This window comes from Croceimicrobium hydrocarbonivorans (genome assembly GCF_014524565.1).
GTDB classification, from domain to species: Bacteria; Bacteroidota; Bacteroidia; order Flavobacteriales; family Schleiferiaceae; genus Croceimicrobium; species Croceimicrobium hydrocarbonivorans.
In genome coordinates this window covers 1,049,142-1,074,844 of the sequence record NZ_CP060139.1, presented here as the reverse complement: position 1 = coordinate 1,074,844, position 25,703 = coordinate 1,049,142, and the positions used below count along the sequence as shown (strand labels likewise).

Here is a 25,703-nt window from a genome sequence, read left to right as displayed (position 1 = left end):
TTGTTAAAACATCCTCGTCGCAATATAATATTGCGACGAGGATAGAGCTGATTAATTTACTCTAAAAATTCTTGAGCGGGTTTCCTTAGTAGTAGATGTGATCTTTATAGTGTATATCCCTAATGGAAGAGGGAAGCTTGAGCTTTGACTCAAGTCAATAACTTCCTTCAAGCCTTCGGTACTAGAGCACTTAAAATAGCTTCCAGTAGGTTTTCATGGCCAAGACTGGAGAAATTGAAATACTTTACCTTATTTTTAGTCTTAGGGTTTGTTGGTCTTTTTTTGGGGTAGTTCTTCTTCGAAGTAAATACTGAAATATCGCTATCGTTGATTTGTGAATGTAAGGGCTGACTACTTCTGTATTATTACTGCTACCCCATTAATATTATCAGGCCACGGAAAACTTTCATCTTCTGTGGTTTCATCACTTTTAAGAATGGCCTCATTTTGATCATTCCATGCGATAAACTGTAAGTCCATTGGAATTTGACCTTTTTCAAGATCCTTTTCTTCTTCTGAATTCAGGATGATACTATAGAATGTTGGGCTGCTTCCCCAAAAGTGATCTTTAAACTTATACTCATAGCAAATGTATTGTTCGGAAGGGGAGGGGGAGCTACTTAGAATTCGTATTTCTTCCGCATCTAAATGATGATTTTCGGAAATCAAATCCTCCATGTGGTTTCCATGCGACATTAAGACATAGCTGATGTATCCCAATATAAAAATTAAGCCAAATGAAAGGCTGAAGGCTAGGCGGTTCATGATTTGATATGAGCTTTAATAGGACTCATGATTAGGTTGATCCAAGTGGTTTTTGGGTGTTCTGGGTTACCAACCAAGCTGTATTCTGCTATGCTTTCTTGATAAAACTTATTACCTATTTTAAACTGTATGAGATAGGTAAAAGGGTGGCTCCAAGCTTCCAAGCTTTGGGGTTCGCTGTTTAATATGCTTGACTGATGCTGGGTAAAGAAATCAATTGCTTTCCTAAAGTCGATGTCTAGATTAGCTGATTGGATTAGGCGATTGTTGATGTTTTGAAATATTCGGTAATAACTGCGACCATTTTCAGTCCAAATCACCGCTTCATAATTCGATTCGCCTAAACCATGATTATCGTAAAATGCTTTCAAAAGTAATAAGGTATCTACATCTTTTGCCTGGAGTTCGCAGCAAAGGTTTTCTGCTTTCCTGTCTATGGGGAAGGTGCCTGCGGCATAGGGACTGCCTTGGAAATAGGCCGTTTTAAAAGCACATCCTTTCGCATAAATTGCATTTTCCACGGAATCACGTCGCTGTAGCTTTCGATCCTGTTCACTTATGCTCAGGCTATCTTTTTCGATGATGGATCCACAGCCAATTGTAACTAAATGTCCGTTAAATTCAGCGAGGTAGAGGATGTTTTCAATTCCAATTCGATCCTCAGAATCTGGAGAAGCGAAACGGATTATACCCAGTTCACCCTCTTTTGGTCGGTAATTACAATCACAGAGCTTTTTTAATGAGTCTGAAGCCCATGCGAACTTTTCAGATTTGCCATTGCAAAAGCCAGAGTAGGTGCCTCCTTCCGCCCATATTTTAACGGTATCTCCAATATATTCAGCAGGCGAAATGGAGTAGCAGTATTTACCACGATAGACCTCCCAGGGATCTGCATGTCGTTGGCCACTTAATTGTATACTTAGTAACGATATGAGAAATATGAGTACTGGAAGTGTCTTTTTCAAGATTGCAGATTATAATTGCTGCAAGATAAAATTTATGCCCTGTTTTGGGTGGTTAGAGAATCAAGCCTAGCTAGCGAAAGCCAGAATCAATGAGAAGGCGCAGAGTAGAATGGTGAGGGGACTGAAAATCATTTTTTCCAAACGGTTTTTAGACATCAAATTCCCAAAGGTGTTGAAGGCGAATAAGGCAGCCATGATCCATAAGCTAATTTGCATGGCTAGCTCCGGAAGATGAATGCCAAGGAGCTCAGCTTTGATTAGGGCTATACCCAAGAAAAGAGCATTAATCAGAATCGAAGGAATTTCAAAGCGATACATCTCTTGGTCATTCTTAAGGCGGCCACCCCATACACTTGCATAGGGTATAGCCTTAAGGAGAATCAAGAGGTGGAAAAGCAGCATCAGGTTTAAAATCGTTAAAAGGCCGTATTGGGCTAAGGCTATCATATCAATACATGTTGAAGCCAATAATAAGCATATTCGCAATGCCTTCGCGCTGGCCATTATTCTTTAATTGCGCCTGCCCGTAGAAAAAACGGTATTGCAGGTCAATGGCCATTCTACCTTTACGCCACACTTCATAGCCAGTGGCAAAGCTTAATGCGGGTAATCCAAAATTGAATTCGGCGGTTGCGGGATCTTCGACCGTATAAAAAGCAGCGGCATCGAAGGTGAGTCCGGCGGCTCCCATAATCCACCATCTTTCTTTTGGCCAGTATTGAGCTCCCAGCATAAAGGCTTCAAAGCCGCGGTCCTTACCTTCAGATTTGTAGGTGGCGCCAGGCAATAAGCCTAATATTTCCAAATTGGGTTTAAGCATATAGCCTACCTTAATATTGGGGAGGCTGACCGAGAAGGCAGTGCTATTGGATTGCTTGCTGTTTAAGGATAAAGTTCCGGCTCCCAGTCCGATTCCCATAGTGAAGCCATCTCTTTTGTGGCCTTCGTTTTTTGCATTTGTTTGGCCATAACTAAGCTGACCCACAAGCATTAGAAGGATTAAAAATGTTTTTTGCATCTCATGTTTTATTTGAGTGCAAAGGTTCGGCATCCCATTTTTTCTGGAATTACCATAGGGTAAAAAATCAGGCTTGCAATTTGCGCAATCGGCTAAGACTTTGGGGGGTGATTCCCAGATAAGAAGCGATGTGTTTTTGGGCGATTCTCAATTCAATGCCCGGAAAGCGTTTTTGTAGAATGTGGTAGCGCTCCTCAGCGTTCTTTGTGAGGAGTTCAATCTGCTGCTGTTGTTTTTCGATAAAAGAAGCTTCGGCAGTCATTTGCATAATTACTCGGCCTACACTCTTTTGACCTAAGCGATGAAATTCGGCGCGTGGCATACGAATCATTTCTGATTTCTCCAGGGCTACAATTTCCAGTTCGGTGCTTTCGCCGGTGAGTAAGGACATATAATCACAGCAAGCAGATTTCTCCAGGGCAAAATCGAGGCAAACAAAATTGTGGTTCTTCCAAAGGAAAACGCCTGCGCTTCCTTCAATGATAAAATAGAAATACCGCTCTGCTGTGCCTTGAGCTTTAATTACTTCATCCTTCTTAAACCGAATAGGTTCACAGAATTCTGCGAACTCTAGCCAGGCCTCTATGGGGGCCTCGAAATAGTGATCGAAGGATTGTTTTAGCGTTTGGGCCAGCATTTTGCTAGGTTATCAGGCTAAGATAATTCAAATGAAGGGAGAGCCTAAAAAAAGCGACCCCAATGAGGTCGCTTCAATATAGTTTTCAAATTGATTTTAGTGCAAATCAAAGCGATCGGCGTTCATCACTTTTACCCAGGCTTTGATGAAGTCGCGGGCAAATTTCTCTTGATTATCATCTTGGGCATACACTTCCGAATAGGCTCGAAGGATAGAGTTGGAGCCAAATATTAGATCCACTCTACTGGCAGTCCATTTTTCCTGGCCCGAAGCTCGATCAATAATGGCGTACTTATCGTCTCCCTTAGGGCGCCATTGAAAACGCATATCGGTAATATTCACGAAGAAATCGTTGGATAAAACTCCGGGTTTATCGGTAAATACCCCTTCTTGATTATGCCCGTAATTGCAATCCAGAACACGTAATCCGCCTAATAAGACGGTCATTTCCGGGGCGCTTAAACCCATTAGCTGACTACGATCAACTAATAGTTCTTCCGCACTTACATCATAGTCTTCTTTCAGCCAATTTCTGAAGCCATCATGGAGGGGTTCTAAAACTTCAAAGGACTCTGCATCGGTCATTTCCTGGTTAGCATCACCTCTGCCCGGACTAAAAGGAACTTTAAGGTCGAAGCCTCCTTCGGAAGCAGCTTTTTCAATGGCTGCACTACCGCCTAATACAATGAGATCGGCCAGGCTAATGCTCTTACTTTGTTTGGCTTGAATCTCCTTCAGCACTTTTAAGACTTTATCCAGTCTTTCGGGCTCATTGCCTTTCCAATTTTTAAGCGGACTCAAACGGATATGGGCGCCATTGGCACCACCACGAAAATCAGAGCCTCTAAAAGTGCGAGCACTATCCCAGGCGGTACTAATTAATTCCCTTTTCGATAATCCGCTATTGAGGATTTGCAGTTTGAGATCTTCGATTTCGGAATCTGAAAGGCTGTAATTGACCGTCGGAATAGGATCTTGCCAAATCAAATCTTCTTGAGGAACATCCGCGCCTAGGTAGCGACTCTTTGGACCTAAATCGCGATGGGTGAGTTTAAACCAGGCCCGAGCGAAGGTTTCGGCAAAATATTCAGGATCCTTATAAAAGCGCTCGGAGATTTTACGGTATTCAGGGTCCATTTTCATGGCCATGTCGGCGTCGGTCATGATGGGATTGCGGCGTACGGTTGGATCATGAGCATCCACGGGCTTATCTTCTTCTTTAATCTGGATAGGTTCCCATTGCCAGGCTCCGGCCGGACTTTTCTTCAGTTCCCAATCATGCTCCAGCAAAAGGTAGAAGTAAGTATGATTCCAACGATCGGGGGTAGTGGTCCAAGCGCCTTCCAGGCCACTAGTAACCGTGTCGGCTCCATTGCCATTTCCTTTGGGATTATGCCAGCCTAAACCTTGTTCGTTGATTGCGGCGCCTTCTGGACTTTCGCCCAGAGCTCCGGCATCGCCATTACCATGGGTTTTTCCTACCGTATGGCCGCCAGCAGTAAGGGCTACTGTTTCCTCATCATTCATGGCCATGCGCTTAAAGGTGAGGCGCACATCTTTGGCGGTGCGAAGGGGATCTGGGTTTCCATCTACTCCTTCGGGGTTCACATAAATCAATCCCATTTGGACGGCAGCTAAAGGATTTTCCAGAGATTCGCGATTACTGTCATTTTCATAGCGATGGTGGGTGGAGGCCAGCCATTCTTTTTCGGAGCCCCAGAAAGCATCTTTCTCAGGATGCCAAATATCTTCGCGGCCCCCGGCAAAGCCAAAGGTTTTAAATCCCATGGATTCGTAGGCCATATTGCCAGCCAGAATAATAAGGTCGGCCCAAGAAATTTTGTTTCCGTATTTCTTCTTTATCGGCCAAAGCAGGCGTCGGGCTTTATCGAGATTGGCATTGTCGGGCCAGCTATTAATTGGAGCAAAACGTTGGTTTCCGGTTCCGGCACCTCCGCGTCCATCGGATACGCGGTAGGTTCCGGCGGCATGCCAGGCCATGCGAATCATTAGGCCTCCGTAATGTCCCCAATCGGCTGGCCACCAATCCTGACTGTCGGTCATTAATTTATTTAAGTCACTTTTTAAGGCTTCTAAATCCAGTTTTTTGAATTCCTCAGCATAATTAAAGTCTGCTTCCAGAGGATTGGATTTTCGATCATGTTGGTGGAGGATGTCCAGGTTTAGGGCCTTGGGCCACCATTCCATAACATCATTATGACTTTGAGTATTGGCGCCGTGCATTACGGGGCATTTTCCTTTACTGGCTGGGTCCATATTTTTTGATTTTGAGATTTCAGGAAAATTGAAAGACCCCAGGTCCGGAGTTTCTGTGGCTTAGCTGGCAGACTCAGGCGAGGGGGGCTTCAAATAAGCCTGCTGAAGGTCGGGAATTTAAAGCTGGGAAGCAAAGATTAGCTTTTGATAATGACGGCTTTTGCTCTGCTCTTGGAGGCTTACTCGTCTTTCAGGTACTCGATAAAAATAAAGGGTCTAAAATCAAAGCCCTTTTTAGGGTAGGCAATGGGCATGTTTGGATCGGGTTCCAGGCCTAAGTACACATAGTGTTCTTGATTATAGCTCTTGCTGAGGGCTTCATTAAGTTGTGGCCCTTCTTCCTTTAAGCTGATTACTTTAAAAGGGGCATAGCTGCCGATATTGGCGTTAAGACTATCAAGCTCTCCATAAATCTCATAAAAGTTTTCCCGGCCAATGATATCCAGAATCCCATCTTTATTCAAGTCGGAAATGGCCTCGATATTAAAGTCTTGATCATAGGCTAAATAGAGCGAATCTCCTTTAAGACTGATTAGACTTAAACGTGGATAGCAGCATCCATAGGGGTAGCCAAATAGGAGGAGGTGATGATCTTGATTTTGCTTCAAGCAAAAGATTCGCTGGGAGGGCAATTGGTTTTTTAATCCTTTGGTGGCAGTACTGTCAATCCAATCCCAGTACTCTGTATTGCTAAATTCAAAATCTGCACCATTGCTAAGCTGAATTCTGATCTTTTCAAATTGCCCGGGGTCGCCAATAACTGGTGGAGATTGAAGGTAGATACTGTCATCCAAGCCGTCTAGGTTGAGGTCGATGCTCAGTTTCTCAATGAAATCCGTCCTTTCAGCTTGCTCAAGGAAATTTTCATTCTTGGTCTTAGTGCTTTCGTCAATATTAGTTTTGGTATTACAGGCGACAAGCAATAAGTATAGGCTCAATATTGGGCGGCTTATTTTTTGCATTTAAGTTGGGCTTTGGCTTTTGTGGATTATTTGTCCTTCAAAACTGAGATACCATTTTTCAATGAGGAGAGTTTGGTCCTTATATTGGCTTAGAAGGAAAGAATAACAGGGCTGGTTTTTGTATTCGTCCAATCGCAATTGGCATTTTGAGGCCGATTCAGGATCCTCATCACCGAGAGTGAAGCCTCCGAAGTCAAGCGGTATTTTTAGGGTGCTGAAATCTTGAAGCTTCAGTAAAGCAATAAAGCTTTCTGGATAAGCTCCATTGTTGTTTTGATTCCATCGATTGACTAGATAAATGAGTTCATTTCGTTCTGCATTGAGCAGGATATCCAAGTGGGGACCGAGGAGTTTTTTGCTGCGATGTGTGGATTTAGAATAGCAATAAAGATTTTGCTGATCGGAGTACAAGAAACAGCTATCCTCTGCTAGCCAATATCCTTTGAAGATAGTGCAGGATGAATCTAAGTAATGGATGGTATTGTTTTCGGAGTCAATGATTTTGCCATTTCTCCACTGAGGCTGTCCATCTCCACAGAAAGATTGAAAAACCGCTTTTAGCTTATTTCCTTGGTAAGTTTTGGGTTGGAAATTAAGGGCGCGGCTTGGTGTCCAGGCTATTTGGTGATTAGGACTAATTAGCTTTGACCAAGATTCAGAACCTGCAAAACGGCTCTCAGCTTCATCATAGCAATGGCCGCCATGGGCTTCAAAATAGAGGCTGTCACCAAAATTTAGCTGAAAGGTTTTCTTAGCAGTATAAGTGGGAGCGTCATACAAGCTGATGGAGTCTTGAAAGATGTAAACCTTTGCTAAGTCTAATTCACTGGGTTTAGTTGGTTTGGTATTACTGCTTGAGCTTGAGTCTTGCTTTTCCAATTCATTCTCAGTGGGTTCTTGCTCCATTAAATTTTGCTGGCAAGCACAACAGATGAAAAGGAGGCAGAAGGTTAGGTTTCTCATATTTGATTGATTTTGGTTCTCAGCTTGAGGAGAATTTGAGAGCTCAGATATTAAGGAATCCAATTGCTAAATAGAGTAGGGGTGTTGTTCCTAAGATTATCCTAGGGTAGGTCTTTTTGATTTGCTTGCCAAGGATAATAATTGAGCTAATGGTATTGGCTATGGATACCAGTGCACTTCCATATACTAATAGCAAGGCAGCCATTTCTCTGTATGGGTAAAACCAGGCACCTCTATAAAATCCAGAATAGTATTTAGTAGTCAGGCCTATAGCAAATAGGATAGCTATAGCTGATGGGATAATTTTATATGAGTTGGTGTTCAATGCTTTGTGGCTTTAATATATTGATCATCAACCAATTGATACATCCCATATTCCAAATGCTGATAATGCTCCCAATAGGCCTGTTGTGAATTGCCGTGATTCAGGATGTCGAGATAAGGTTCTCCCGGCCAAAAACGGAGCTTAATAGTGCGGTCATTGCTCAGGGTCTTTTGCAAGTTACCGGGATTTCGTTTTTCACTAACCACAAGATGAGCACGACTAATGCCTTCAAAAAGGATGCTCTTCGATTCGAGGGAAATGATGACCAGTCCGCTGTAGCTACTTTCATTCTCCGTGATTATTTCTGTGCACGAAAATTCTGCGCTGCCAGAGCTCCTAGAATATTGGGAGAAAGTGCGCTCTTCCCAATTGATGGTGAAATAAGCTTGGTTTTGCCCCAGGCTGTCAATTTTTAAAGTGTAGTAAACGCTTTGGTCTTCCGGATGCATGAGGCGAGGAATATTGAGCTGGCTGATTTGATATTTCCCCTTTGAGCCGTAAGCCAAATAAATCTGATTGGAAGCAATTTGGAAAAGATGAAAAGTGTCGGTTTCAAATTGTGCGGAAACAAGTTGTTTGGCTGCGGCTACACGCGTTTTTAAATTGAATTGATAATCCGAAAAATGCAGAGGGTGCTTTGGAATGCTTGTTTGAAGGCTGTCACCAGTGCTTTGGGCCCAGCTCAGTGAGCAGTAAGTAAGAGCAAGCAAAAGGTGAGTAATTCGCATGAGCGTCCTTAATTTTTATAAATGTACAAGGTCTCCGAAATAAGCACCTGATTTACCTTATCTGTTTTTCGTTCCTTGATCTTTTGGCCTTCGAGTTTTCATTCTTTTAGACTTCCATATTTCATATTCGTTTACTGCTGGCAGCCCTAAACCTTCTGATAAAATGTTTAAAATTTCAAGAGCTTCTTGGTAATCAGTGCTTTCCGCGATTAGTAAATCCGAGCCGTCGAGGTCTTTTAAATACAATTCAAATTCTCGGGTAATTACTTGACTGCTTATGGATAGCATTTGCATGGTTTGGTTATCGCGGTAAAGTCTTAAGCTAACTTGCTCACAGTCGTCTAAAGGTGTTTTACTGAGCTTGATCTTGAAGATGAATAGCTTGAGATAACAGACCGCAGTTTTTTCGGTGAAATTCAACTGTGTGTATTGGATGGACAGGCAAAGGACGATGCCTGGTACGAGTAGAATTCCGCTAATTACTTTCAGACTGGGGTCAAAGGAAAAGGCAAGTCCATATAATGCGAGTAGCAAAAGCATTAGTCCAATCCAAAAGGAGAATCCACTGAAAGTGATTTTTGGTTTAAGGAGGTAGCTGTTTTGCATTTATCCAAAGCTTTTGGGGTTTTATTCTGAGTCTTAAATGTTGAAGATATGAATTTTAGTTTTAAATAAATGCTATTTATTTAGGATGATAATTAGTTAAAAAGGCGACTATAATTCCGGTGAACCGGAAAAAATAAGTTTTATTTAATTGGATATTATATTCGATTGATAATCTTTTTTATTTACCTAATTGCTGCTTAGATTAGTATTCTAAATTTATAGGAATTGGGTGGGATAATACGATTAACATGGCTAACTGTGCTTAGCTTTTTGTCTGTGTTTCTTCATGCTCAATCCTTGGTTTTCAGGCAGCTTGATGTGGAGAATGGGCTTCCCTGTCAGGAAACCTATGAAACTTTACAGGCCTCAGATGGTTTTCTGTGGATTGCCACAGATAGGGGAGTTTGCAGGTATAATGGTAGGGGTTTTCAGTGTTTTTCTGTTGAGGATGGATTATTGGATAATGCTGTTTTAGGACTCTATGAAGATAGAGGTGGGAACATTTGGTTTCCCCTGGCATTAGGTGGCTTGAACTATTGGGATGGGCAATCCATAAAGGAATATAAGTATAATGATACTTTGCTGAAATTCATTCCAAATTCGGGTTCAATAGATAGGATTGTTTTTGATGAAAAAGGATCATTATGGGTAGTTGGTTTTAAGGAAGGTATATTACTAGAGATTGATAAATATGGTGAATCAATACCACATGTTACAGCAGGCCTAAGAGGCTATTTTTATATCTGGGAATTTGCTAATGAAGATTTGCTCTCGGGGCCTTTTTATGCTCCAAGTGATTACAGCATTTCTAAAGCTGATTCCTCTATACTGGTTTTCAAGCGGCCTATGGGTTCGGATACCTTACAATTGCCTTTTTTGTTTAGTGGCTCTGCTCGAACTGAGGTGTTAAAGCAAAGCGATTCTAGCTATTTAATAGCCATCGATTCTATTTTGCTTCAAATAAAGCATGGGGAGCTAAAGGCAAGGCACGACTTTAAGCGCGCTGTTGTTGGTATTGAAGCAACGAGCCAGGATGGAATTTGGATAACAACTGAAGAGGGGCTATTTAACTTTAAAGAGGGTCTGGAGGGGAATTACACTATTTATCTTTCTGGAAATAATCCCTGCTTTGTGGCGAAGGATTTTGAAGGGGGGCTTTGGGTAAATAGTTTAAGCGCCGGTCTTTTTTATCTTCCGCCCCTACGCTGGCAGGAATTAGCCCTAAATAATTCGGCGGTCTCAAAGCTTGCCCTTTTTGCAAATGAGATTGCCTTCAGCGACTTCAAAGGATCAATTAGCCTATTAAAACAAACAAAGAATGGAGTCCAGGTTGATACCATTCTTAAAAATGCCGGCTATAGTCCAATCCTATGTGTAGATGGCGATACCCTTTATGCTGGGTCTAATTTGGTCATGAGGAGGGAGCAGGACTGCCAATCTAAGAAGACTGATCTGCAAAGAGTTTTATCCTATTCAAAAGGTAGGTCTGGCAAGGTGTACGCAGGTACTATTACGGGTTATGTTGAACTGCTTCAGGCTGAAGAAGTCTATTCTTCTGCGGATCATGGTTTTTCGCAAAGAGTTACGGCTATTGCTGAAATGGCAAATGCGGAAGTACTTATAGGAACGGGTAAGGGCCTTTATCGGAAGGTGGGGCAGTCCTTTTTGAAAATCAGTGATTTTGCGGTAGTTGATATTGTACAAGCTCCCAAGGAGACTTACTGGATTTTAAGTGATGGTCAGGGTACTTACCGCTACCAAAATGGTGAATTGGAATTAATTGAACACTTAAACCTTACTTCAAACCTTAGTACTTGCGGCTTTTGGGATAGCCAAGGGAATTTGTGGATCGGTACCACCAAAGGGTTGAATAGAGTGGAGTTTTTATCCGAAAAACCCTTACGAACCCGTAGCACCCAATTCGATATTTCGGACGGCTTGCCCTCTAATCAGATCAATTCTTTAATTGAAAAAAATAAGGCCTTAGTTATTGGAACCAATAAGGGTATCGTGAGGATCAATTTGGATCAACTGGATCGTAATCGAACTCCACCGAAATTAGCCTTTACAGGGATTCGGATAAATAACCAAATCCAAAATGAGCAAGCCCCGATCAAACTATCACCATCCGAAAACGAATTGACCTTTGAGTTTGAAGGGATATCCTTTAGAGATGCCAGAGAGCTGAGCTATAAATACAAATTGGAAGGTCAGGATGAGCTTTGGCAAAGCACTGATCAGAATAAGGTGAATTATACCAATCTCAAGGCAGGTAATTACACTTTTCTGCTCTCCGTAAAAAATGGCGATGGGCAGTGGTCTGAAGTGATCGAATCTCAAAGTTTTAGCATTAAGCAAAGCTTGTTTGGCTCGCTCTGGTTTTGGTTAGGCGTTTGGCTACTCTTTGCAGCTTTGGTGGTTTTTATCTCCTTTAAAATTGTTTTCTATGTGAAGCGAAATGAAGCGAATAAAAGGGAATTGCTGATTGCTGAGCAAGTAGCATTAAAAGCCCAAATGAAGCCCCATTTCATCTTTAATGCCCTTAATGCCATTCAATTATTTATTGCGCGAAATCAGAAAAAGGAAGCCAATGATTACCTGTCCAATTTCTCGCAATTAATGCGCAGCATCTTGGATGGCTCCAGCAAAGGACTGATCTCTTTAAGTGAGGAACTAGCCATGCTGGAGAACTATCTGAAACTAGAAATGCTGAGGCTAAAGGATAAAGTTACTTACGATATACAGGTGGGAAAGGAGATTTGTGCAGAAAGGGTGTTGATACCTCCTATGTTGATTCAGCCCATCTTGGAAAATGCCCTCTGGCATGGATTGTCTTCTAAAGAGACGGCCGGTTTACTTCAATTAAGAATCGGTCTTAGGGAATCCAATCTCCAAATTGAAGTAGAGGATAATGGCATTGGTCGAGAAATGGCGGCCAAACAAAAAGCAGATAATCGAAGGAAGGGGGAATCCATCGGGCTTCAGAATATTATTGACCGTTTAAAAATTGCCTATCCCAAGCGGGTAGATCAACCGGTCACCATAATTGATTTATTCGACGGTTTAAAGCCCATGGGGACCCGAGTGATTCTTTTGATCCCCATTGATTTAAACACTTAAATGGATTTAGATGAAATGAATCCTCTGTAGCCCCTGTATTAAGATAGGTATATAATCTCCACCTCACTATAGAATACGCTGATATGAAAAGCATACGAACTCTTATTATTGATGATGAACAAAGCAGTATTGAGCTGTTGGAAACTCTGCTTTCGGAGTATAGTCCACATATTGAGCTGATCGCCCAAGCCCAATCGGTTAAGGAAGGCATTGAGCGTATTCAGGAATTAAAACCTGAATTATTGTTCTTGGATATTGATTTGCCCGATGGTGAAGGTTTTAAAGTATTGGAAGCCACTCGGGATCTAAATTACCAGGTAATCTTTACCACCGCTTATAATGAATATGCGATTCGAGCCTTTGAGCATTCGGCTTTGCATTATTTGCTCAAGCCTATCAATATTGACAAATTAGTGGAGGCGACTTCCCGATACAAGGATATTCCAGAGCAGGGTTTTGGGGAGGAGAAGTTGGATGAATTGAAGAAAAGCTTCCATCAAGAACCGGATAAATTGGCCCTGGCCAATATGTTGGGTTACGAATTTGTGGAGATTTCTCAAATCATAAGAGTGGAAGGAGAGCAGGGCTACAGCCGTTTCTTTTTTTTGGACAATAAGGAGGTATTGGTGAGCAAAGCCATAGGAGAGTATGAAAAGCTCCTCAATCCGCATGGCTTCTTTAGGGTTCATAAAAAGCATATCATTAATCCTTCTTATTTGATTTCCATGCAAAAGGGTAAAACCTCCACTTTGTTGCTGGAGAAAGGGCATCAGGTGCCTTTATCCTCTAAACGGAAACCCTGGTTCATATCTAAGTTAAAAGGGAAAATAGCATTCTGACAACAAAAAAAAACTCCCAAAATTGGGAGCCTTTTTTTTGAAGCAGCTTGAGTGCTTATTCTTTGATAAACTTCTGGGTCATCAATTTTCCATTGTTCTTAATACGCATGATATAAAGACCTTTAGGAAGTTCTGAGATATTGATCATGGCGGTATTTCCGTTTTTGGAAACTTTTTCACCGGCTGCAATCTGAGAATAGTTTTTGCCGGAGAGGTCAAAAATCAAGATCTCTAAATTTTGGGCATCGAGTTTTTGATCGATGAAGTCGATGTTCAAGTTCGAGCTACCGGGATTAGGGTAAATTTTAATTCCCTCGCTCATTTGTACATTAGAGTTAGCTTCAGTGGCATTGCTTGAACCCGAATTGATCGCTCTTTTCCTTTTATCACAACCTTCTACAGTTACTTCTTCGCAGTATTTGAAAGTACAGCAGTCACCATTATTGTCGATAGCCACTACGCTTAAGCATACATTGTAAGTTCCGGCATTGGCATAAGTGTGGTTTACATAGGCTCCATTTCCAGTATTGCCATCACCAAAGTCCCAGTTATAGCTAATTACGTGGCCAGAAGTGCTGATGCTGCGATAGAAGCTAATTTCACAATTATCAAGATAGTTATACTTAAAGGTTCCATCAATTCCACAAGGACCAACTTCACAGCTTGCTTCGATTTCGCGGCAAGTTTTATCTGAACAGCAATCTCCATTGCTATTCACAGCGTAGGTAGTAAGGCAAACATTATAGTTTCCGGGGGTGGCGTAGTAGTGTACAGGATTAGGGTCGGTAGAAGTAGTGCCATCACCAAAATCCCAGTAATAGGCTACGATATTAGTTGAGCCATTGTTAGCAGTAGAGTTGGCGGTAAACTCCCACTCACAAGTACCTTCATCCAATTTAGAGGTAAAACTGGAGCTTACATCACAAGGCACAACCAAGGGGGTAAGCGAAATGTCATCCAGGTTGAAATCAGATGCTCCAATTGCATTGTTCTGACGCAAGTTTAAATAAATGCTGGTATTCGCACCTGAATTGAAAGTGAAGGTAAAATCTACCCAACCACTGGTGGTGTCATCGGTAAACTCAATATCACCAATAAAACTGGCACCTGATCTTAGGGTCAAATCCACCGTATTTGTTACACTCAAATTACGGGCATCCAACCAAAGGGTAATGCTGTATAAGGTGTTTGCAGTTACGGTTACTTGTTGGGCCCATACTGTATCTCTGGTTTCAAGCGGATCGTCAATACCATCTACCATCATAAGCGAGTCGCCACCTCCATGACTGGTAACCCCATTCCATCCCACATTTACAATGTCTTGATGATGTGGATTAGTGCCTTCAATGAAAGCTGAATAACTAGGGGCCAGACCATTTTCAAAGTCCCCGTTTACAAGTTGTGCCTGCCCAGAGAACAGCATCAAAGACATAGCTAGTACGAGTAATCTTTTCATAAATCGTGTTTTGTGTTTGAATTATGAACCTAAACTTAGAGGGCTGAGTAGGTATTCAAAAGCTAAAACACAGGAAAGGACCTTATGAACCTAAGAAGTGGTCGTTCCAATAGAAGAAGTGGAACTGGCTTAATTACAGTGATTTGGGTGGCTGTATTTAAGGCGGCAAATATATTATCTAGACTTTAAATACTCAGATAATGATGGGCTTTAGTTTCCAAAGCCTCCAAAAAAAAGCCACTTCAATTAAGAAATGGCTCTTTTAACTATCCAATAGATAGTCAGGGGGTATAGGAGGGATTAATCAATGCAGGATCATCACTTTTCGAATCAAGCTTTCGGTAGCAGACTGAAGCCTTAGACTGTAAAGTCCGGTGGCTAAGTGAGCGACTTCCAGGCTGATTTGTGATTCCCTGTATACTTGTTTCAAAACCAGTTTACCACTTTGGTCAAAGAGGTAAATCTTCACTTCCTGGTTTTCTGGAATATAGATTTGAAGGCTTTCATTAGCTGGATTTGGATATACCTCCCAATTGTCGCTACTGTGTTCTTCGATATGGATATTGGCGATATGTGCCTTGCAAATGCTGTCGTTTGCAGTATTAATATCGTTTCGCAAAGTGCTGATTGCACAAATGTCATAGCTGCCGGAGCTATCCGGGCTAAAGCTGCTGCTGAAGTTATGTTGATAGCTGGCTCCGGGTAAAATGCTGTTTGCTATAGTGTCGCTAAACTGCCAGATTCCATTTGCATAGATATGCACCGGAATTTGACTTACCGGCTCAAAGGAAACATTCTTTATTTCTACGGATATAGTTTGCGGCAATGGGCTGGGCTTGCCATTACCCACCTGGAGATTATTCAATTCTACATCCACAAATGGTTGTTTGTTGAGGGCATAACCATCCGCATCGCCACCTCTATAGAAAGATTGATAAGCTCTGGCTTTAGCATCTCGAGCATAGCCATCACCAAGGCCTCCTAAATAGAAGGAGGGATTGATTCGCTGGGCCTGATCATGAGCAAAGCCATCTCCTAATCCACCTCCATAAAAGCTGGGGTCATTTTTAAAAGCTTGATTTAAAGCGAAACCATCACCAGAATTACCACGGTAAAAGCTTGTGAAACTGATTTGCGCTGTATCCAAACTAAAACCATCGCCATTGCCTCCTTTTAGGAAGAGGGCTGGCATGATAGTTACAAATACTGAATCCCTTTCTGTACAACCATTCGCCTTGCTTACTAGCAGGGAATACCAAGCGGTGCTGTCGGCAACAATGAAGGTTTCCGTATCGCCGGTGTTCCAGAGGAAACTCTCATCCGCTTGAGGGTTTTGCACTCCTAGCCAGACTGAGCCATAAGCACTGATAGAATCGGTGCCTAATTCGGCATCCGGAATTAGCGGAAGGAAATTGTCCTTTTCATAGAAGGCAATTCGGCTGGCAGGGATATCATTTACAAAATTGAAGCTACCGCCAAAGTAATAACCGTTTGCTGCGGTCAGGATGCTTTTTACCGGAGTGGAATTGGCACTTTCAGGTATGCCTCCACCAAAAAATCCCACACCCTTTTGAGGATGGTAGCGGGCTATATGGTTGGCGGCATGGCCATCGATTTGCGCCATTCTTCCACCGAAGATCACATGTCCTTCCGAGTCGACTTCGATAGCATAGATAAAGGTGTTGCCTCTTTCGCTGGTTGACATGGAAAGGTCTACCTGAAATATGCTGTCACCATTTACAATGGCCCCCATAGGATAGATGTCCTTAGCCTGATTACTGCCTTTAGGATAGTATTGGGAGAAAAAATCACCACCAAAGTAAACCGTTCCGGTAGCGGTATCGCCGGCCAGGGCTCTCACCCGACCATTCACCAAGCCCGACCAAATAGAGCGGAATGCACTGCCATCGTAAATCACCAGATCACTTAAATCCGGGTCATTGTTTAAGCTATTGATTTGTCCGCCAATATAAAGCAGGCTGTCTCCTTGATTGTAGAAAGCATCAATTGCATCACTATAAGCGGTAGGGAAACTGGCTACGGCCGACCAACTACTGCCATTCCATTTGGCCAGATGATCAGCGGCTACACCATCGATAGAAGAAAAGCTTCCGCCGATGTATACCTCGCCCTGAAAGACTTCAATGGCATTGATTAGGGCTGCACTGCTACCACTGATGCCTGCCCCGAAGGTGGTCCAGCTTTTTGTGTTAAGATCGAAAACCCCAATCCCTTTGCTGATGGTATTGCCGAAGCCATAGATGTTTCCACCTACCCAAAGTTGGTTGCCAATCAGCTTTAAGGCGCGAATTTCCTTTTGGTAGTTCGGATGAAGCCGTAAGCCCAAATCCTCCCATTTTTGACCATCCCAGAGGGCCAGGCCGGTTAAATCTTTTAAGGGGCCGGCGGAACTAAATTGACCGGCTACAATAATGCCGCCCTGGTATTCAATTATTTCATTAACCTGGCGATACGAACTGCTTAGACCATTTCCTTCTTGATCTAGCTTTTGGCCATCCCAAGAAGCAAAGTTATTGGCCACTACGCTATCGTTTAGTTCAATGAAGCTCCCTCCGAAATAAAGTTTGCCTTGATAAGGAGTAATGCTGTAAACACTATTCCCAGCGGTAACTCCCTGTTCGATTTCACTAAAAAGCTGGTTGCTTAAATTTAGCTTTACAATGCGATTGGCAGGAGGATTATTAGTGCCAGGCGTACTGTATTTCTGGAAAGAGCCTCCAATGTACAGGGCGTTGCTGTCATTATCCAGATAAAGCGCGTTTACTGAAAAGGCAGTGGTTCCGTTGGGTACTCCTATTGAGTTCACCAGGCTCCAGGTGCTGCCGTTGTACACTGCCAATCCTCGTTGTTGATATACAGAGGCGGAGGCTACGAATTCGCCAAAGATGCCACCTGCATAGAGCTTGTCCTGGATAGAATCGTATGCCAGAGATTGGACTGTTCCGGGGTAGGTTTGAGTGCCGCCATATAGTATTTGGACTACACCGCCATGGGCATTATCCCAGCCTTGGTTGGCCTTCCAACGAGCAATGCCATTTACAGGGGTACTGGTGCCGGCTTGACTGATGGCTCCGCCAATAAAAACTTCTCCGCTTTTACCGAAGCTAATGGCATTAACTGCACCATTTAAGCCATTGCCATTTCCCATTACACCTCCATTTGGGTCGAACCATTTTTGTTGGTTGAGGTCGAAATAGGCCACATTGCTAATTGCAATCGTGTCATTGCTATTATATGCTTCAGTAAATCGACCGCCCACAAATAGGGTGTCATTCCGCCAGGCAATAGCATTGAAATCCTGAAAAGATCCTCCGCCAATTCCCTTGCCTAGAGCAGTAAATTGCTTGCTGAAAACATTGTATTGAATTACATTTTTGCTTGCTACAAAACTGCCATCCGGGTTTTGGGCACCCTCAAAGAAGCCTAGGAAGTAGAGGTTTCCTTGATTGTCTTTGCTTACCGCATTATAATAGCTGGAGCCCGATCCACATTGAGAACACTGTACTCCTTCGAGGGGTATCCAGTAGTCGCCATTCCAAACACCAACTCGACTTATGGATGGGTTTCCACCAAAGTTTTGCGCTCCATAACCTACAGCATAAAGCAAGCTGTCGGCGCCCACCACCATGTCTCGGATTTGCCCATTGGAAACACCTGGGAATCCAAAATCGGTACTCCATTGGGCTTTGTCGCCTGGGAAGGTGCAGATTTGAGCCAGCAAGCTCTGACTAAGAATCAGTAGGAGGCTAATGTTTAAGATTCGTCTACATTTCATGATCATATTTTAAGGATCAGAAATCTTACAAGGCTAGTCTTCCGCCAACAAAACTGGCACTACTTAAAGGTTCTATTTTACCGCGGCTGGATACATTGCTTTGATGGATCTTGCCTAAGTTGATTACCGCGCCCAGACCTTTAATGATGTAATTGGACCAGCCAGAGGCGGTGCCAGGTGTACCCAGGTTAGGGTCTCCATTCAATTGATTGGCAAGACTGTATTCTTGGAGACAATATACTTCAGATGCACCTCCGGTTAAATCTTGAATACCGTAATAGGAAGCACTGGCTTGACCACGGGTTTCGGAACTTGCTGTAGCATTAATACCGCAGCGCTGTGCCATAACGTAGGGTATGCCAATATGTGCGGTATAAGGCTGAGGGTTAGTGTAGGCTTCCTGCGCGGTTCCCTGACTCGTCAAATGACTGGTATTTTGGTAGGTAGAGTCAACATAGATACTGCTGGTTCCCCAGGCGAATTCACCTTTTACAGGTTTGAGAGGTCCGCGGCATGCTTTTTCATATTGAAATTCGGTAGGAAGGATCAATCCGCACCAGCGTGCATAAGAAATAACATCGGCTATTCTTAAATCAACCGCTGCCAAGTTCATTCCATCATCAGGCTCATTGCCAATGCCATTGTTATTTAAGTCGCAGTAAAAGGTGAGGGGCCCTACTACTGTATCATAACCAAAATCTACCGCAATCGCGCTTCTTACAACAAGATGGGAGACGGGAGTCATGGCAAATCTGTAACTCGGAGTGGAATTGGAGTTAATATCCAGTCGGGTGCGTAAATTCTGCTGAGGTCTTTCTAGGGTATTGAGGAAGGCCGCATATTGCTCATAGCTGAGTTCGTACTTCATAATGAAGAACTCCTTGGTATTGGCCAAAATATTTCCACTGGGGGTAGTGCCATTCACCGCAAAGGGACGGTTAGAGGAACTCATATCTATGATGCTGTCTTGGCTTATGTAATAGGGCTCATCAATGCCGAGACCGAAATAGGCTTCATCCAACCATTGCATTTCATTGCTATTACCATCTCCAACGTAATAAGGTCCAGCGGGAACCTTTACCATTTCAATGGCATGCACTTGCACTTCGAGGCCATAGGATGAAGTAAATAAAGAATCCAGCGTAAGCGCTACCGTGCCGCTAATAGTGCCCACGGTATCTACCGATGAAAATACCGTAAGACCATATCTGTATTGATGGCTCTTGGAAGCCATATCTCCGCTCACAATGCTATTGCTGGAAATTTTACCATGTCGCCAAACCGGCATAGCTGCAGTACGGTACTTCACGAAAATCCAAGCGGCGTCCATAAACTCTGCGCCACCATCAATACGCCAGCCGTTTTCCCAGCTAATATCACAAGTGATTACCGGACGGTAAGGGTCATTAGCGACATTGATTTGAACATTGCCTACCTGGATATTATTGGACCAGGCCAGAAAAGGAAAAGCAATTAGGAGTAGGACTAAGTTTTTCATGCTAAATCTCGTTTATCATTTAAGATTGATAAACCAAACCTACAGCCCCTATTAGAGGGCTAGGTAGGTCCTTTTAGCAATTGGGGGCTATTCTTGAGTATTTAAACTTAGGCGCCTAATTTGTTTAGCAAAGCCGTTTTTTGCTGACGGGAAACCGGAACATGGTCACCATTGCTCATAAATAAGACTCCCCCCGAACCTCGCTGATAGCTTTTAACAAAATTGATATTCACTAAATGAGAGGCGTGTGCACGAATGAATTGATCTTCCGGTAGTTGAGCCTCTACCTGTTTCAAAGTTTTAGCAGTAAGAAAGTTCTGCTTGATGGTGATGATTTGGGTGTAATTGCTCTCGCTTTCGCAGCGGATAATCTCGGAAAAGTCGACCCAGTCGATACCATGCATATGACCAATAGCTAATTTCTGACTCTTGGTATTGGCGAGCTTCTCTTCTATAAACTGTTTCAGGTCGCGGGTTTGGTTATTTTGAATGCGGGAAATTGCTTTTTCGACCGCTCTTTTTAAATCGGCAATCACGATGGGTTTTAAGAGATAATCTACCGCATCAACCTTAAAGGCATTGAGGGCAAATTGATCGTAAGCAGTAGTGAATATCACCGCCGGTAATTTCCTGTTTACCGCTTTTAAAACATCGAAGCCACTTAATTTAGGCATCTCTATATCCAGAAATAGCAGATCAAAATCCTCCTGATTGAGTAAGTCAACCGCCTCTTCCGCCTTCAAGCAGATTTGTGCAGATTTTATATCCGGGCAGTTTTCCAGAACCTGAAGTTCGGTAATTTCTGCACTGTGAATTTCATCGTCAACTATTAAGGCTTTCATAGGGGATTGTGATTTTTACCTTGGTTCCTTCCGGGCCCTGCTCTCCATTTTTATCAATAATCTCAAAATGGGCCAGTTTCCCAGATTTCTGCGCCATGGCTCTTAGGCGTTCGGCAGTAATATTGAGGCCAAAGGATTTATGGGCTTTGTTTTTATGCTGCAAGCTGGCATCGCGACCCACACCATTATCCTCAATTTCAATTTGTAGATATTGATCCTCATGGGAGATGCTAATTCGCAGTTCACCAGCTTCTTCTTTGGGCATTAATCCATGCCAAATTGCATTTTCCACAAAGGGCTGAATCAACATGGGCTGTAATGCCGTTCGATAGGGGTCAATAGAATCAGCAATGAACAACTTGTAGCTGAATTTCTGATTGAAACGAATGCGTTCAAATTCGATATAGTCTGTTAATCCCTCAATTTCTTGTTGTAGGCTAACTCTTTCGGACTGACTGATACTGAGGATGAAGCGAAGTAGTTTAGAGAAGCGCGCCAGATAATCGGAGGCCAGGTTTTTATCCTGTTTCAGGATGTAGTATTTCACCGAGTTTAAGGCATTGAAAATGAAATGGGGATTCATCTGAACCCTTAGCATGCGCATTTCCAAACTTTGCAATTGAAGCTCTATCTCTTTCTGTTTTTCAAGCTGCCAGATGCGCCATTTATAAAAGGCAATCGCAAGACTTAAGAGAAGCATTGCAGCGGCAGCATAGAACCACCAGGTTTGGAACCAAGCCGGAATGATATGCACTTGCATTAAAACCTGTGGCGGCCCAATGCCATTGTCCAAAGTTTTACTGCGGCCCAATAAAGTATAATCTCCGGGTTTTAGGTTGGAGATCGAAAAGGGCAGCGCAGCTGATACTTCACGCCATTGGTCTGAAAATCCCTCCAGCATAACCTCCACTTTACCGTTTTGGGGATGCCTGAAATCGGAAGGCACGGCATTCCAACTGAGCCAGTTTTGATCAAAGTTTAAATCTTTGTTTTGAGCAATAGAAGTTCTGTTTCCCATGACCTCGAAATTGCTGAGGAGCACCTTTGGGAATTCCTTTTCTACTTCTTCAATATCGGGATGCGCCCAAAAGGCCAGGGACCTTCGATGTATAAACCACAACGTGTCTTCTTGGTATTCTAAGCGGCGAACCGAGTGTAAGCCATAGCTTTTGCCAAAGAGCCTGTGGCCATTGGGTTTTGACCAGATAATAAGTCCTGCAGAACTGCCAATGAAAACTTGATTCTTGATGACTAAGGCATCATGAAACTCTTTTATTTTTAGGTCGCTAGGAATAAGGCATTTGATAGCCTGTTTTTGTTCGAGATCCACTTGGTATAATCCACCCTGAGCACTGAGGAGAAATACTTCTTTCTTTGGGCCAATAAGAAGTTTCTTAGGGATTATGCCTTGAGCCAGGCCTGTGAATTGCTTAAATTCAATTTTCCGACTTTGCTTCGTTTGCGGATTGTAAAATTGAATTTGTTGTTCGCTGAGGAAGTAATATTCATCGTGATATTTCCCAATTTCATAAATCCAAAACCTGCGGTAGCTACCCTCATTTAATCGAGTCCAACTTTTATTTTGAAGGTCATAAATAAAAGCGCCGGCAGATTTGGTGCCCAGCCAAAGACTTTGACTTTCGCGATCCAAGTAACTACTGATAATCTCTGCTTCGGTACCCAATTTTTGTTGCAGTGGTAATTCAATTTCAGTGAAGCCATTTTGATGACCATAATAGAGATGACGCAGACCCACGACAATGGATTCGCCTTGGTCGAGTAAATGCCAATTAATCAATAAATGAGCTTTAACCGGAAGTGCTTGCTGATTTGGGACTGAGTTTAAAATCACTTCTCCATTGCTATGAAATAAACTCAGCAGTCCTTTATTGCTCAGCTTTGGCTGGAAATCTAAAACCGGATTTTGAGAGGCTAGACTGTGCCAGAAATTAGCTTTTTGGGCTAGGAGATATAATTGATTGTCGCCGCCAAAAAAGCGCCCATATTTGGAAGGGGCCTGGCAATAAACCTTCGGGGCTAAAAGTTTTCCCTGCCCATCTTTTGGTGCCTGAAATTTATGGCTTCGGATATTGAAAAAAACCAGGCCCAGGTCAACATCCAAAAGGCCTAAGGTGCTATCATTATGCCAGTAGATGCGTCGGAAGTTCTCGTAATTTTTGCTGGGCTCCTTCCGCTCCGAACAAAGGTGTTTGTCGAATTTTCCGGTCTTTAAGTTTAGTTTAATCAATCCACCACCCCAAGTTGCCAACCAGGCATACTGGCCTTTAGCTACAGCATATCGGATTCCAATTTCATTGCCATTGCATAGCTGGGGTTGATTGCAGTTTTGAGCAGAAAGGTCATAAAATCGGGTATAGGCTTTTTGTTGAAGATCGAAAACAAAGAGGCCTCCCAAGGTGGCGGCCAAACGTAAATGGCTATCTGTCGGATGGGCCATGAGCTGGCTAATAATGTTTTTGCCTCTCTGTGCATCGGCACCAAAATCCTGAACGGGATAATGCTCCAGAATGGGCTTACGAAAATCAAGAAAGGCCATTCCGAAATGATGGGTTTGTGCCCAGATCCCCGTATCATTAACTTCGTATATCATCCCAACTCGCTGGTCTGGAAGGGGAGGGTAGCCTTTATCTTCACTAAAGGGAAAGCTTAAACTCTTTTCCTTAAAATGATAGAAACCCAAGCCATGAGTATAAAAGCCTATCCATAAGCCGGAGTCTACCGAGCTTAAGGACATCACTTCGTAATTACTTAAAAGACTATCCGGCTCTAAAGGGGAAAAGTCGAAACCATTGTGCAGGTAGATTTGCCCATCGGCGATAAGCCACAGGCTATCCCCATGAGCCGAAATATGGCTGATAGATCCAATGGACTTATCGGGTTTCGGAAAGCTAATTAGTTCAGGAACTAATTGTCCGCTGAGGCTAAAGCTGCATAAAAGTAAAAGCCATTTTAGCATTAGGCTAAATTAATCAGCCAGTTCATTGCTCTATCAGCTTCTTACTGTTTGGTAGCCTTTATCGAGTAAATCGTAATCTGATACCTGGAATTAAGCCTCCTTAAGCAGAGACTGAGCTTTGCGTGGTGCTATTCGCTTCAGGATTCGCAATAATTTGGTTTTACCGATATAACTTTCCTTTCGGCCTGCCTTAAAATTGTCTAAGAACTCATCCACCAATTGATCCGGGCTCAATTTGGATTTTCCACGTCCGGCCGTCATGGCTGTGTCAATTAAAGCTGGTATGATTTCATAAACTTCAATTTTGCTTTCTTCCAATTGATAGCGCAGGCTTTGGGTAAAGTTGTGCAGGGCAGCCTTACTGGCACAATAGACCGGTGCCGATTTTTTAGGGGCCATAAACAAGGCACTACTCACATTTACAATGGCGCTAAGGTCTTGTTTTTCAAGGGTAGGAAGTAGTAAGGCGGTGAGCTTAATAGGCGCATTTAAGTTGCAAGCCAGTTCATAGTCAATTTTGCTCAGTACATCAGATTCTGCGCTTAAGTGGTAATTGTATTGAATGCCGGCATTGTTGATCAGCATATTCAATTGAGGGAACTCCTCATGAATGAATTTTTGTAATTGAAGCAGGTTCTCCTGTTCACTTAAATCTCCACAGAAAGTGGAAATTCCCGGGAGTTCATTTTTAATTTGATTCAGTTTTTCTTCCGAACGACCGCTTATGATTACCTGATTTCCCAAATCTATAAAGCGCTTTGCCAGGGCTAATCCGATACCCGATGAGCCGCCGGTAATGAGAATGGTATTGCCACTTAAATTCATTGCTTTTCCTTTTTAAAATGGGCATTGAATTCCTCAAAGAGTTCTTCCTGACCAACAATAATATCCTTCACTTCAAAATAGGGTACTCCATAAACCTTGCTGTCGCGCAGCATTTCGATCAGGACTTTATATTGATCTAGATCCTGGCTGGTGATAATCATGAAGTCTGAAACTTCAGCATGGAAATATTCGCTGTCGAATAGGCGAATTTCTACCGCTGGACTTACTTTCTTAAAGATGGGCTGCAGTTCTTCTTCAACAAATTGACTGCGTTCATCACGATTGAGGCTTAACCATTGAGGACTGGCATTAAGTAATACCAAAATGGTATAGGGCTTTTTACTATGCATGGCATTCGGATTGGAGGAGCTAAAGGCAGAAAGCAGGAAGAGTGCTGCTAAAAGGAGACTTAGCTTTTTCATTTTTGATTTCATTTGAAAATCAAAAGTCAGCCAGTCCGAAGGGATTTCCATTTACATAGGTAAAGAAATCATTTGCCAGCCAATTTGCGACGAATCCGACTTAATTGGGTGGGGCTAATTCCTAAATAGGAAGCAATATGATATTGGGCAATTTGTTGTTCTAATTGCGGAAATTCCTTTTGAAATTTCAGGTAGCGTTCTTCCGCATCTAAAAGCACAATCTCTACTTCGCGCTGTTCTTTCTGAACGAAGAATTGCTCCGCTAAAATTCGAGCGCCTCTTTCAATGTCTGGTGCTTTTTCGTAGAGTTCAAGAATCTCAATATAATTAGCAACCAAAAGCCGGCAATCGCTTAATGCTTCCTGATTAATGTAGTTTGTCTGTTTGGTGATAAGAGAGGTGTAGCCTCCAATAAAGCAGGGGTTTAAGAAGAAATGTTTGTTGTATTCCTGAGCTTTTTCATTGCGGTAGAAAGCCCGAATAATACCCTCTTCCAAAAAAGCAATATCCCTAGCTTGCTCTCCAGCCTCAATAAAGTATTCGCCCTTTTTAAGTTGCTTGGGTTTAAAGAGCTTTTCGAAAGCTCTCCAATTATCCTCTTCGATTGGGCATAATTGGGTGAAGAAACTTTTGAAGTCGGTCATTAGAAATGCAGACAAGTAAATGGATGGCTAAAAATATC

20 protein-coding genes are annotated in these 25,703 nt (G+C 42.7%); 2 read left to right on the top strand and 18 right to left on the bottom strand.

The annotated features are described in order from the left end of the window. Positions 1–351 precede the first annotated feature (351 nt). From H4K34_RS05070 to H4K34_RS05025, 10 genes are all read right to left on the bottom strand, one after another. On the bottom strand, positions 352–765 hold the full coding sequence (locus H4K34_RS05070; protein WP_210759741.1) for a hypothetical protein: 414 nt from the start codon (positions 763–765) through the stop codon (positions 352–354). Next, positions 762–1,730 carry a hypothetical protein gene (locus tag H4K34_RS05065; RefSeq protein ID WP_210759740.1) on the bottom strand — a complete coding sequence of 323 codons (969 nt, stop codon included), beginning with the start codon at positions 1,728–1,730 and terminating at the stop codon, positions 762–764. Before H4K34_RS05065 ends, H4K34_RS05070 begins: the two co-directional genes overlap by 4 nt. Positions 1,731–1,796: 66 nt before the next feature. Further along, on the bottom strand, positions 1,797–2,177 hold the full coding sequence (locus tag H4K34_RS05060) for a hypothetical protein (protein ID WP_210759739.1): 381 nt from the start codon (positions 2,175–2,177) through the stop codon (positions 1,797–1,799). Between the two features lies 1 nt (position 2,178). After that, the gene (locus H4K34_RS05055) at positions 2,179–2,748 is read right to left on the bottom strand and encodes a hypothetical protein (protein ID WP_210759738.1); all 570 of its coding nucleotides are present in this window, start codon (positions 2,746–2,748) and stop codon (positions 2,179–2,181) included. Between the two features lie 67 nt (positions 2,749–2,815). Further along, positions 2,816–3,385 carry a Crp/Fnr family transcriptional regulator gene (locus H4K34_RS05050; protein WP_210759737.1) on the bottom strand — a complete coding sequence of 190 codons (570 nt, stop codon included), beginning with the start codon at positions 3,383–3,385 and terminating at the stop codon, positions 2,816–2,818. Between the two features lie 96 nt (positions 3,386–3,481). Next, positions 3,482–5,662 carry a catalase/peroxidase HPI gene (katG, locus tag H4K34_RS05045; RefSeq protein WP_210759736.1) on the bottom strand — a complete coding sequence of 727 codons (2,181 nt, stop codon included), beginning with the start codon at positions 5,660–5,662 and terminating at the stop codon, positions 3,482–3,484. Positions 5,663–5,841: 179 nt separating this feature from the next. Further along, entirely contained in the window at positions 5,842–6,624 is a 783-nt protein-coding gene (locus tag H4K34_RS05040) for a hypothetical protein (protein ID WP_210759735.1), read from the bottom strand. Continuing rightward, on the bottom strand, positions 6,625–7,587 hold the full coding sequence (locus tag H4K34_RS05035; protein ID WP_210759734.1) for a hypothetical protein: 963 nt from the start codon (positions 7,585–7,587) through the stop codon (positions 6,625–6,627). Between the two features lie 321 nt (positions 7,588–7,908). Next, positions 7,909–8,640 (bottom strand): hypothetical protein, encoded by a 732-nt coding sequence (locus tag H4K34_RS05030; RefSeq protein WP_210759733.1) that lies wholly within the window; start codon positions 8,638–8,640, stop codon positions 7,909–7,911. A gap of 57 nt (positions 8,641–8,697) precedes the next feature. Beyond that, complete coding sequence (locus H4K34_RS05025; RefSeq protein ID WP_210759732.1) at positions 8,698–9,246, bottom strand: hypothetical protein; 549 nt, start codon at positions 9,244–9,246, stop codon at positions 8,698–8,700. A gap of 276 nt (positions 9,247–9,522) precedes the next feature. Here H4K34_RS05025 and H4K34_RS05020 point away from each other — a divergent pair, with 276 nt between their 5' ends. Next, positions 9,523–12,366: a sensor histidine kinase gene (locus H4K34_RS05020; protein ID WP_210759731.1), complete on the top strand. Its 2,844-nt coding sequence runs from the start codon at positions 9,523–9,525 to the stop codon at positions 12,364–12,366. 83 nt (positions 12,367–12,449) lie between these two features. Beyond that, positions 12,450–13,205 (top strand): LytR/AlgR family response regulator transcription factor, encoded by a 756-nt coding sequence (locus tag H4K34_RS05015; RefSeq protein ID WP_210759730.1) that lies wholly within the window; start codon positions 12,450–12,452, stop codon positions 13,203–13,205. Between the two features lie 55 nt (positions 13,206–13,260). On the opposite strand, the gene H4K34_RS05010 is transcribed toward H4K34_RS05015, so the two are convergent. From H4K34_RS05010 to H4K34_RS04975, 8 genes are all read right to left on the bottom strand, one after another. Next, positions 13,261–14,661 carry a PKD domain-containing protein gene (locus tag H4K34_RS05010; protein WP_210759729.1) on the bottom strand — a complete coding sequence of 467 codons (1,401 nt, stop codon included), beginning with the start codon at positions 14,659–14,661 and terminating at the stop codon, positions 13,261–13,263. 304 nt (positions 14,662–14,965) lie between these two features. Further along, positions 14,966–18,457, bottom strand: a complete 3,492-nt coding sequence (locus H4K34_RS05005) for a T9SS type A sorting domain-containing protein (RefSeq protein ID WP_210759728.1) — start codon at positions 18,455–18,457, stop codon at positions 14,966–14,968. Between the two features lie 25 nt (positions 18,458–18,482). Beyond that, positions 18,483–19,955 carry an SUMF1/EgtB/PvdO family nonheme iron enzyme gene (locus tag H4K34_RS05000; protein ID WP_210759727.1) on the bottom strand — a complete coding sequence of 491 codons (1,473 nt, stop codon included), beginning with the start codon at positions 19,953–19,955 and terminating at the stop codon, positions 18,483–18,485. A gap of 107 nt (positions 19,956–20,062) precedes the next feature. After that, positions 20,063–20,797: a LytR/AlgR family response regulator transcription factor gene (locus H4K34_RS04995; RefSeq protein WP_210759726.1), complete on the bottom strand. Its 735-nt coding sequence runs from the start codon at positions 20,795–20,797 to the stop codon at positions 20,063–20,065. Next, positions 20,778–23,774: a sensor histidine kinase gene (locus tag H4K34_RS04990; protein WP_210759725.1), complete on the bottom strand. Its 2,997-nt coding sequence runs from the start codon at positions 23,772–23,774 to the stop codon at positions 20,778–20,780. Before H4K34_RS04990 ends, H4K34_RS04995 begins: the two co-directional genes overlap by 20 nt. A 90-nt stretch (positions 23,775–23,864) precedes the next feature. Further along, complete coding sequence (locus tag H4K34_RS04985; RefSeq protein ID WP_210759724.1) at positions 23,865–24,599, bottom strand: SDR family oxidoreductase; 735 nt, start codon at positions 24,597–24,599, stop codon at positions 23,865–23,867. After that, positions 24,596–25,021 (bottom strand): darcynin family protein, encoded by a 426-nt coding sequence (locus H4K34_RS04980; RefSeq protein WP_210759723.1) that lies wholly within the window; start codon positions 25,019–25,021, stop codon positions 24,596–24,598. The genes H4K34_RS04985 and H4K34_RS04980 overlap by 4 nt, the downstream gene beginning before the upstream one ends. A 68-nt stretch (positions 25,022–25,089) precedes the next feature. Further along, entirely contained in the window at positions 25,090–25,665 is a 576-nt protein-coding gene (locus tag H4K34_RS04975) for a Crp/Fnr family transcriptional regulator (RefSeq protein ID WP_210759722.1), read from the bottom strand. Positions 25,666–25,703: the final 38 nt, after the last annotated feature.

Coding starts and splice junctions, on each gene's coding strand:
- H4K34_RS05070 (WP_210759741.1), bottom strand. CDS start 765: ATGAACCGCCTAGCCTTCAGCCTTTCATTTGGCTTAATTTTTATATTG.
- H4K34_RS05060 (WP_210759739.1), bottom strand. CDS start 2,177: ATGATAGCCTTAGCCCAATACGGCCTTTTAACGATTTTAAACCTGATG.
- H4K34_RS05055 (WP_210759738.1), bottom strand. CDS start 2,748: ATGCAAAAAACATTTTTAATCCTTCTAATGCTTGTGGGTCAGCTTAGT.
- H4K34_RS05050 (WP_210759737.1), bottom strand. CDS start 3,385: ATGCTGGCCCAAACGCTAAAACAATCCTTCGATCACTATTTCGAGGCC.
- katG (WP_210759736.1), bottom strand. CDS start 5,662: ATGGACCCAGCCAGTAAAGGAAAATGCCCCGTAATGCACGGCGCCAAT.
- H4K34_RS05040 (WP_210759735.1), bottom strand. CDS start 6,624: ATGCAAAAAATAAGCCGCCCAATATTGAGCCTATACTTATTGCTTGTC.
- H4K34_RS05035 (WP_210759734.1), bottom strand. CDS start 7,587: ATGAGAAACCTAACCTTCTGCCTCCTTTTCATCTGTTGTGCTTGCCAG.
- H4K34_RS05030 (WP_210759733.1), bottom strand. CDS start 8,640: ATGCGAATTACTCACCTTTTGCTTGCTCTTACTTACTGCTCACTGAGC.
- H4K34_RS05025 (WP_210759732.1), bottom strand. CDS start 9,246: ATGCAAAACAGCTACCTCCTTAAACCAAAAATCACTTTCAGTGGATTC.
- H4K34_RS05015 (WP_210759730.1), top strand. CDS start 12,450: ATGAAAAGCATACGAACTCTTATTATTGATGATGAACAAAGCAGTATT.
- H4K34_RS05010 (WP_210759729.1), bottom strand. CDS start 14,661: ATGAAAAGATTACTCGTACTAGCTATGTCTTTGATGCTGTTCTCTGGG.
- H4K34_RS05005 (WP_210759728.1), bottom strand. CDS start 18,457: ATGAAATGTAGACGAATCTTAAACATTAGCCTCCTACTGATTCTTAGT.
- H4K34_RS05000 (WP_210759727.1), bottom strand. CDS start 19,955: ATGAAAAACTTAGTCCTACTCCTAATTGCTTTTCCTTTTCTGGCCTGG.
- H4K34_RS04995 (WP_210759726.1), bottom strand. CDS start 20,797: ATGAAAGCCTTAATAGTTGACGATGAAATTCACAGTGCAGAAATTACC.
- H4K34_RS04990 (WP_210759725.1), bottom strand. CDS start 23,774: ATGCTAAAATGGCTTTTACTTTTATGCAGCTTTAGCCTCAGCGGACAA.
- H4K34_RS04985 (WP_210759724.1), bottom strand. CDS start 24,599: ATGAATTTAAGTGGCAATACCATTCTCATTACCGGCGGCTCATCGGGT.
- H4K34_RS04980 (WP_210759723.1), bottom strand. CDS start 25,021: ATGAAAAAGCTAAGTCTCCTTTTAGCAGCACTCTTCCTGCTTTCTGCC.
- H4K34_RS04975 (WP_210759722.1), bottom strand. CDS start 25,665: ATGACCGACTTCAAAAGTTTCTTCACCCAATTATGCCCAATCGAAGAG.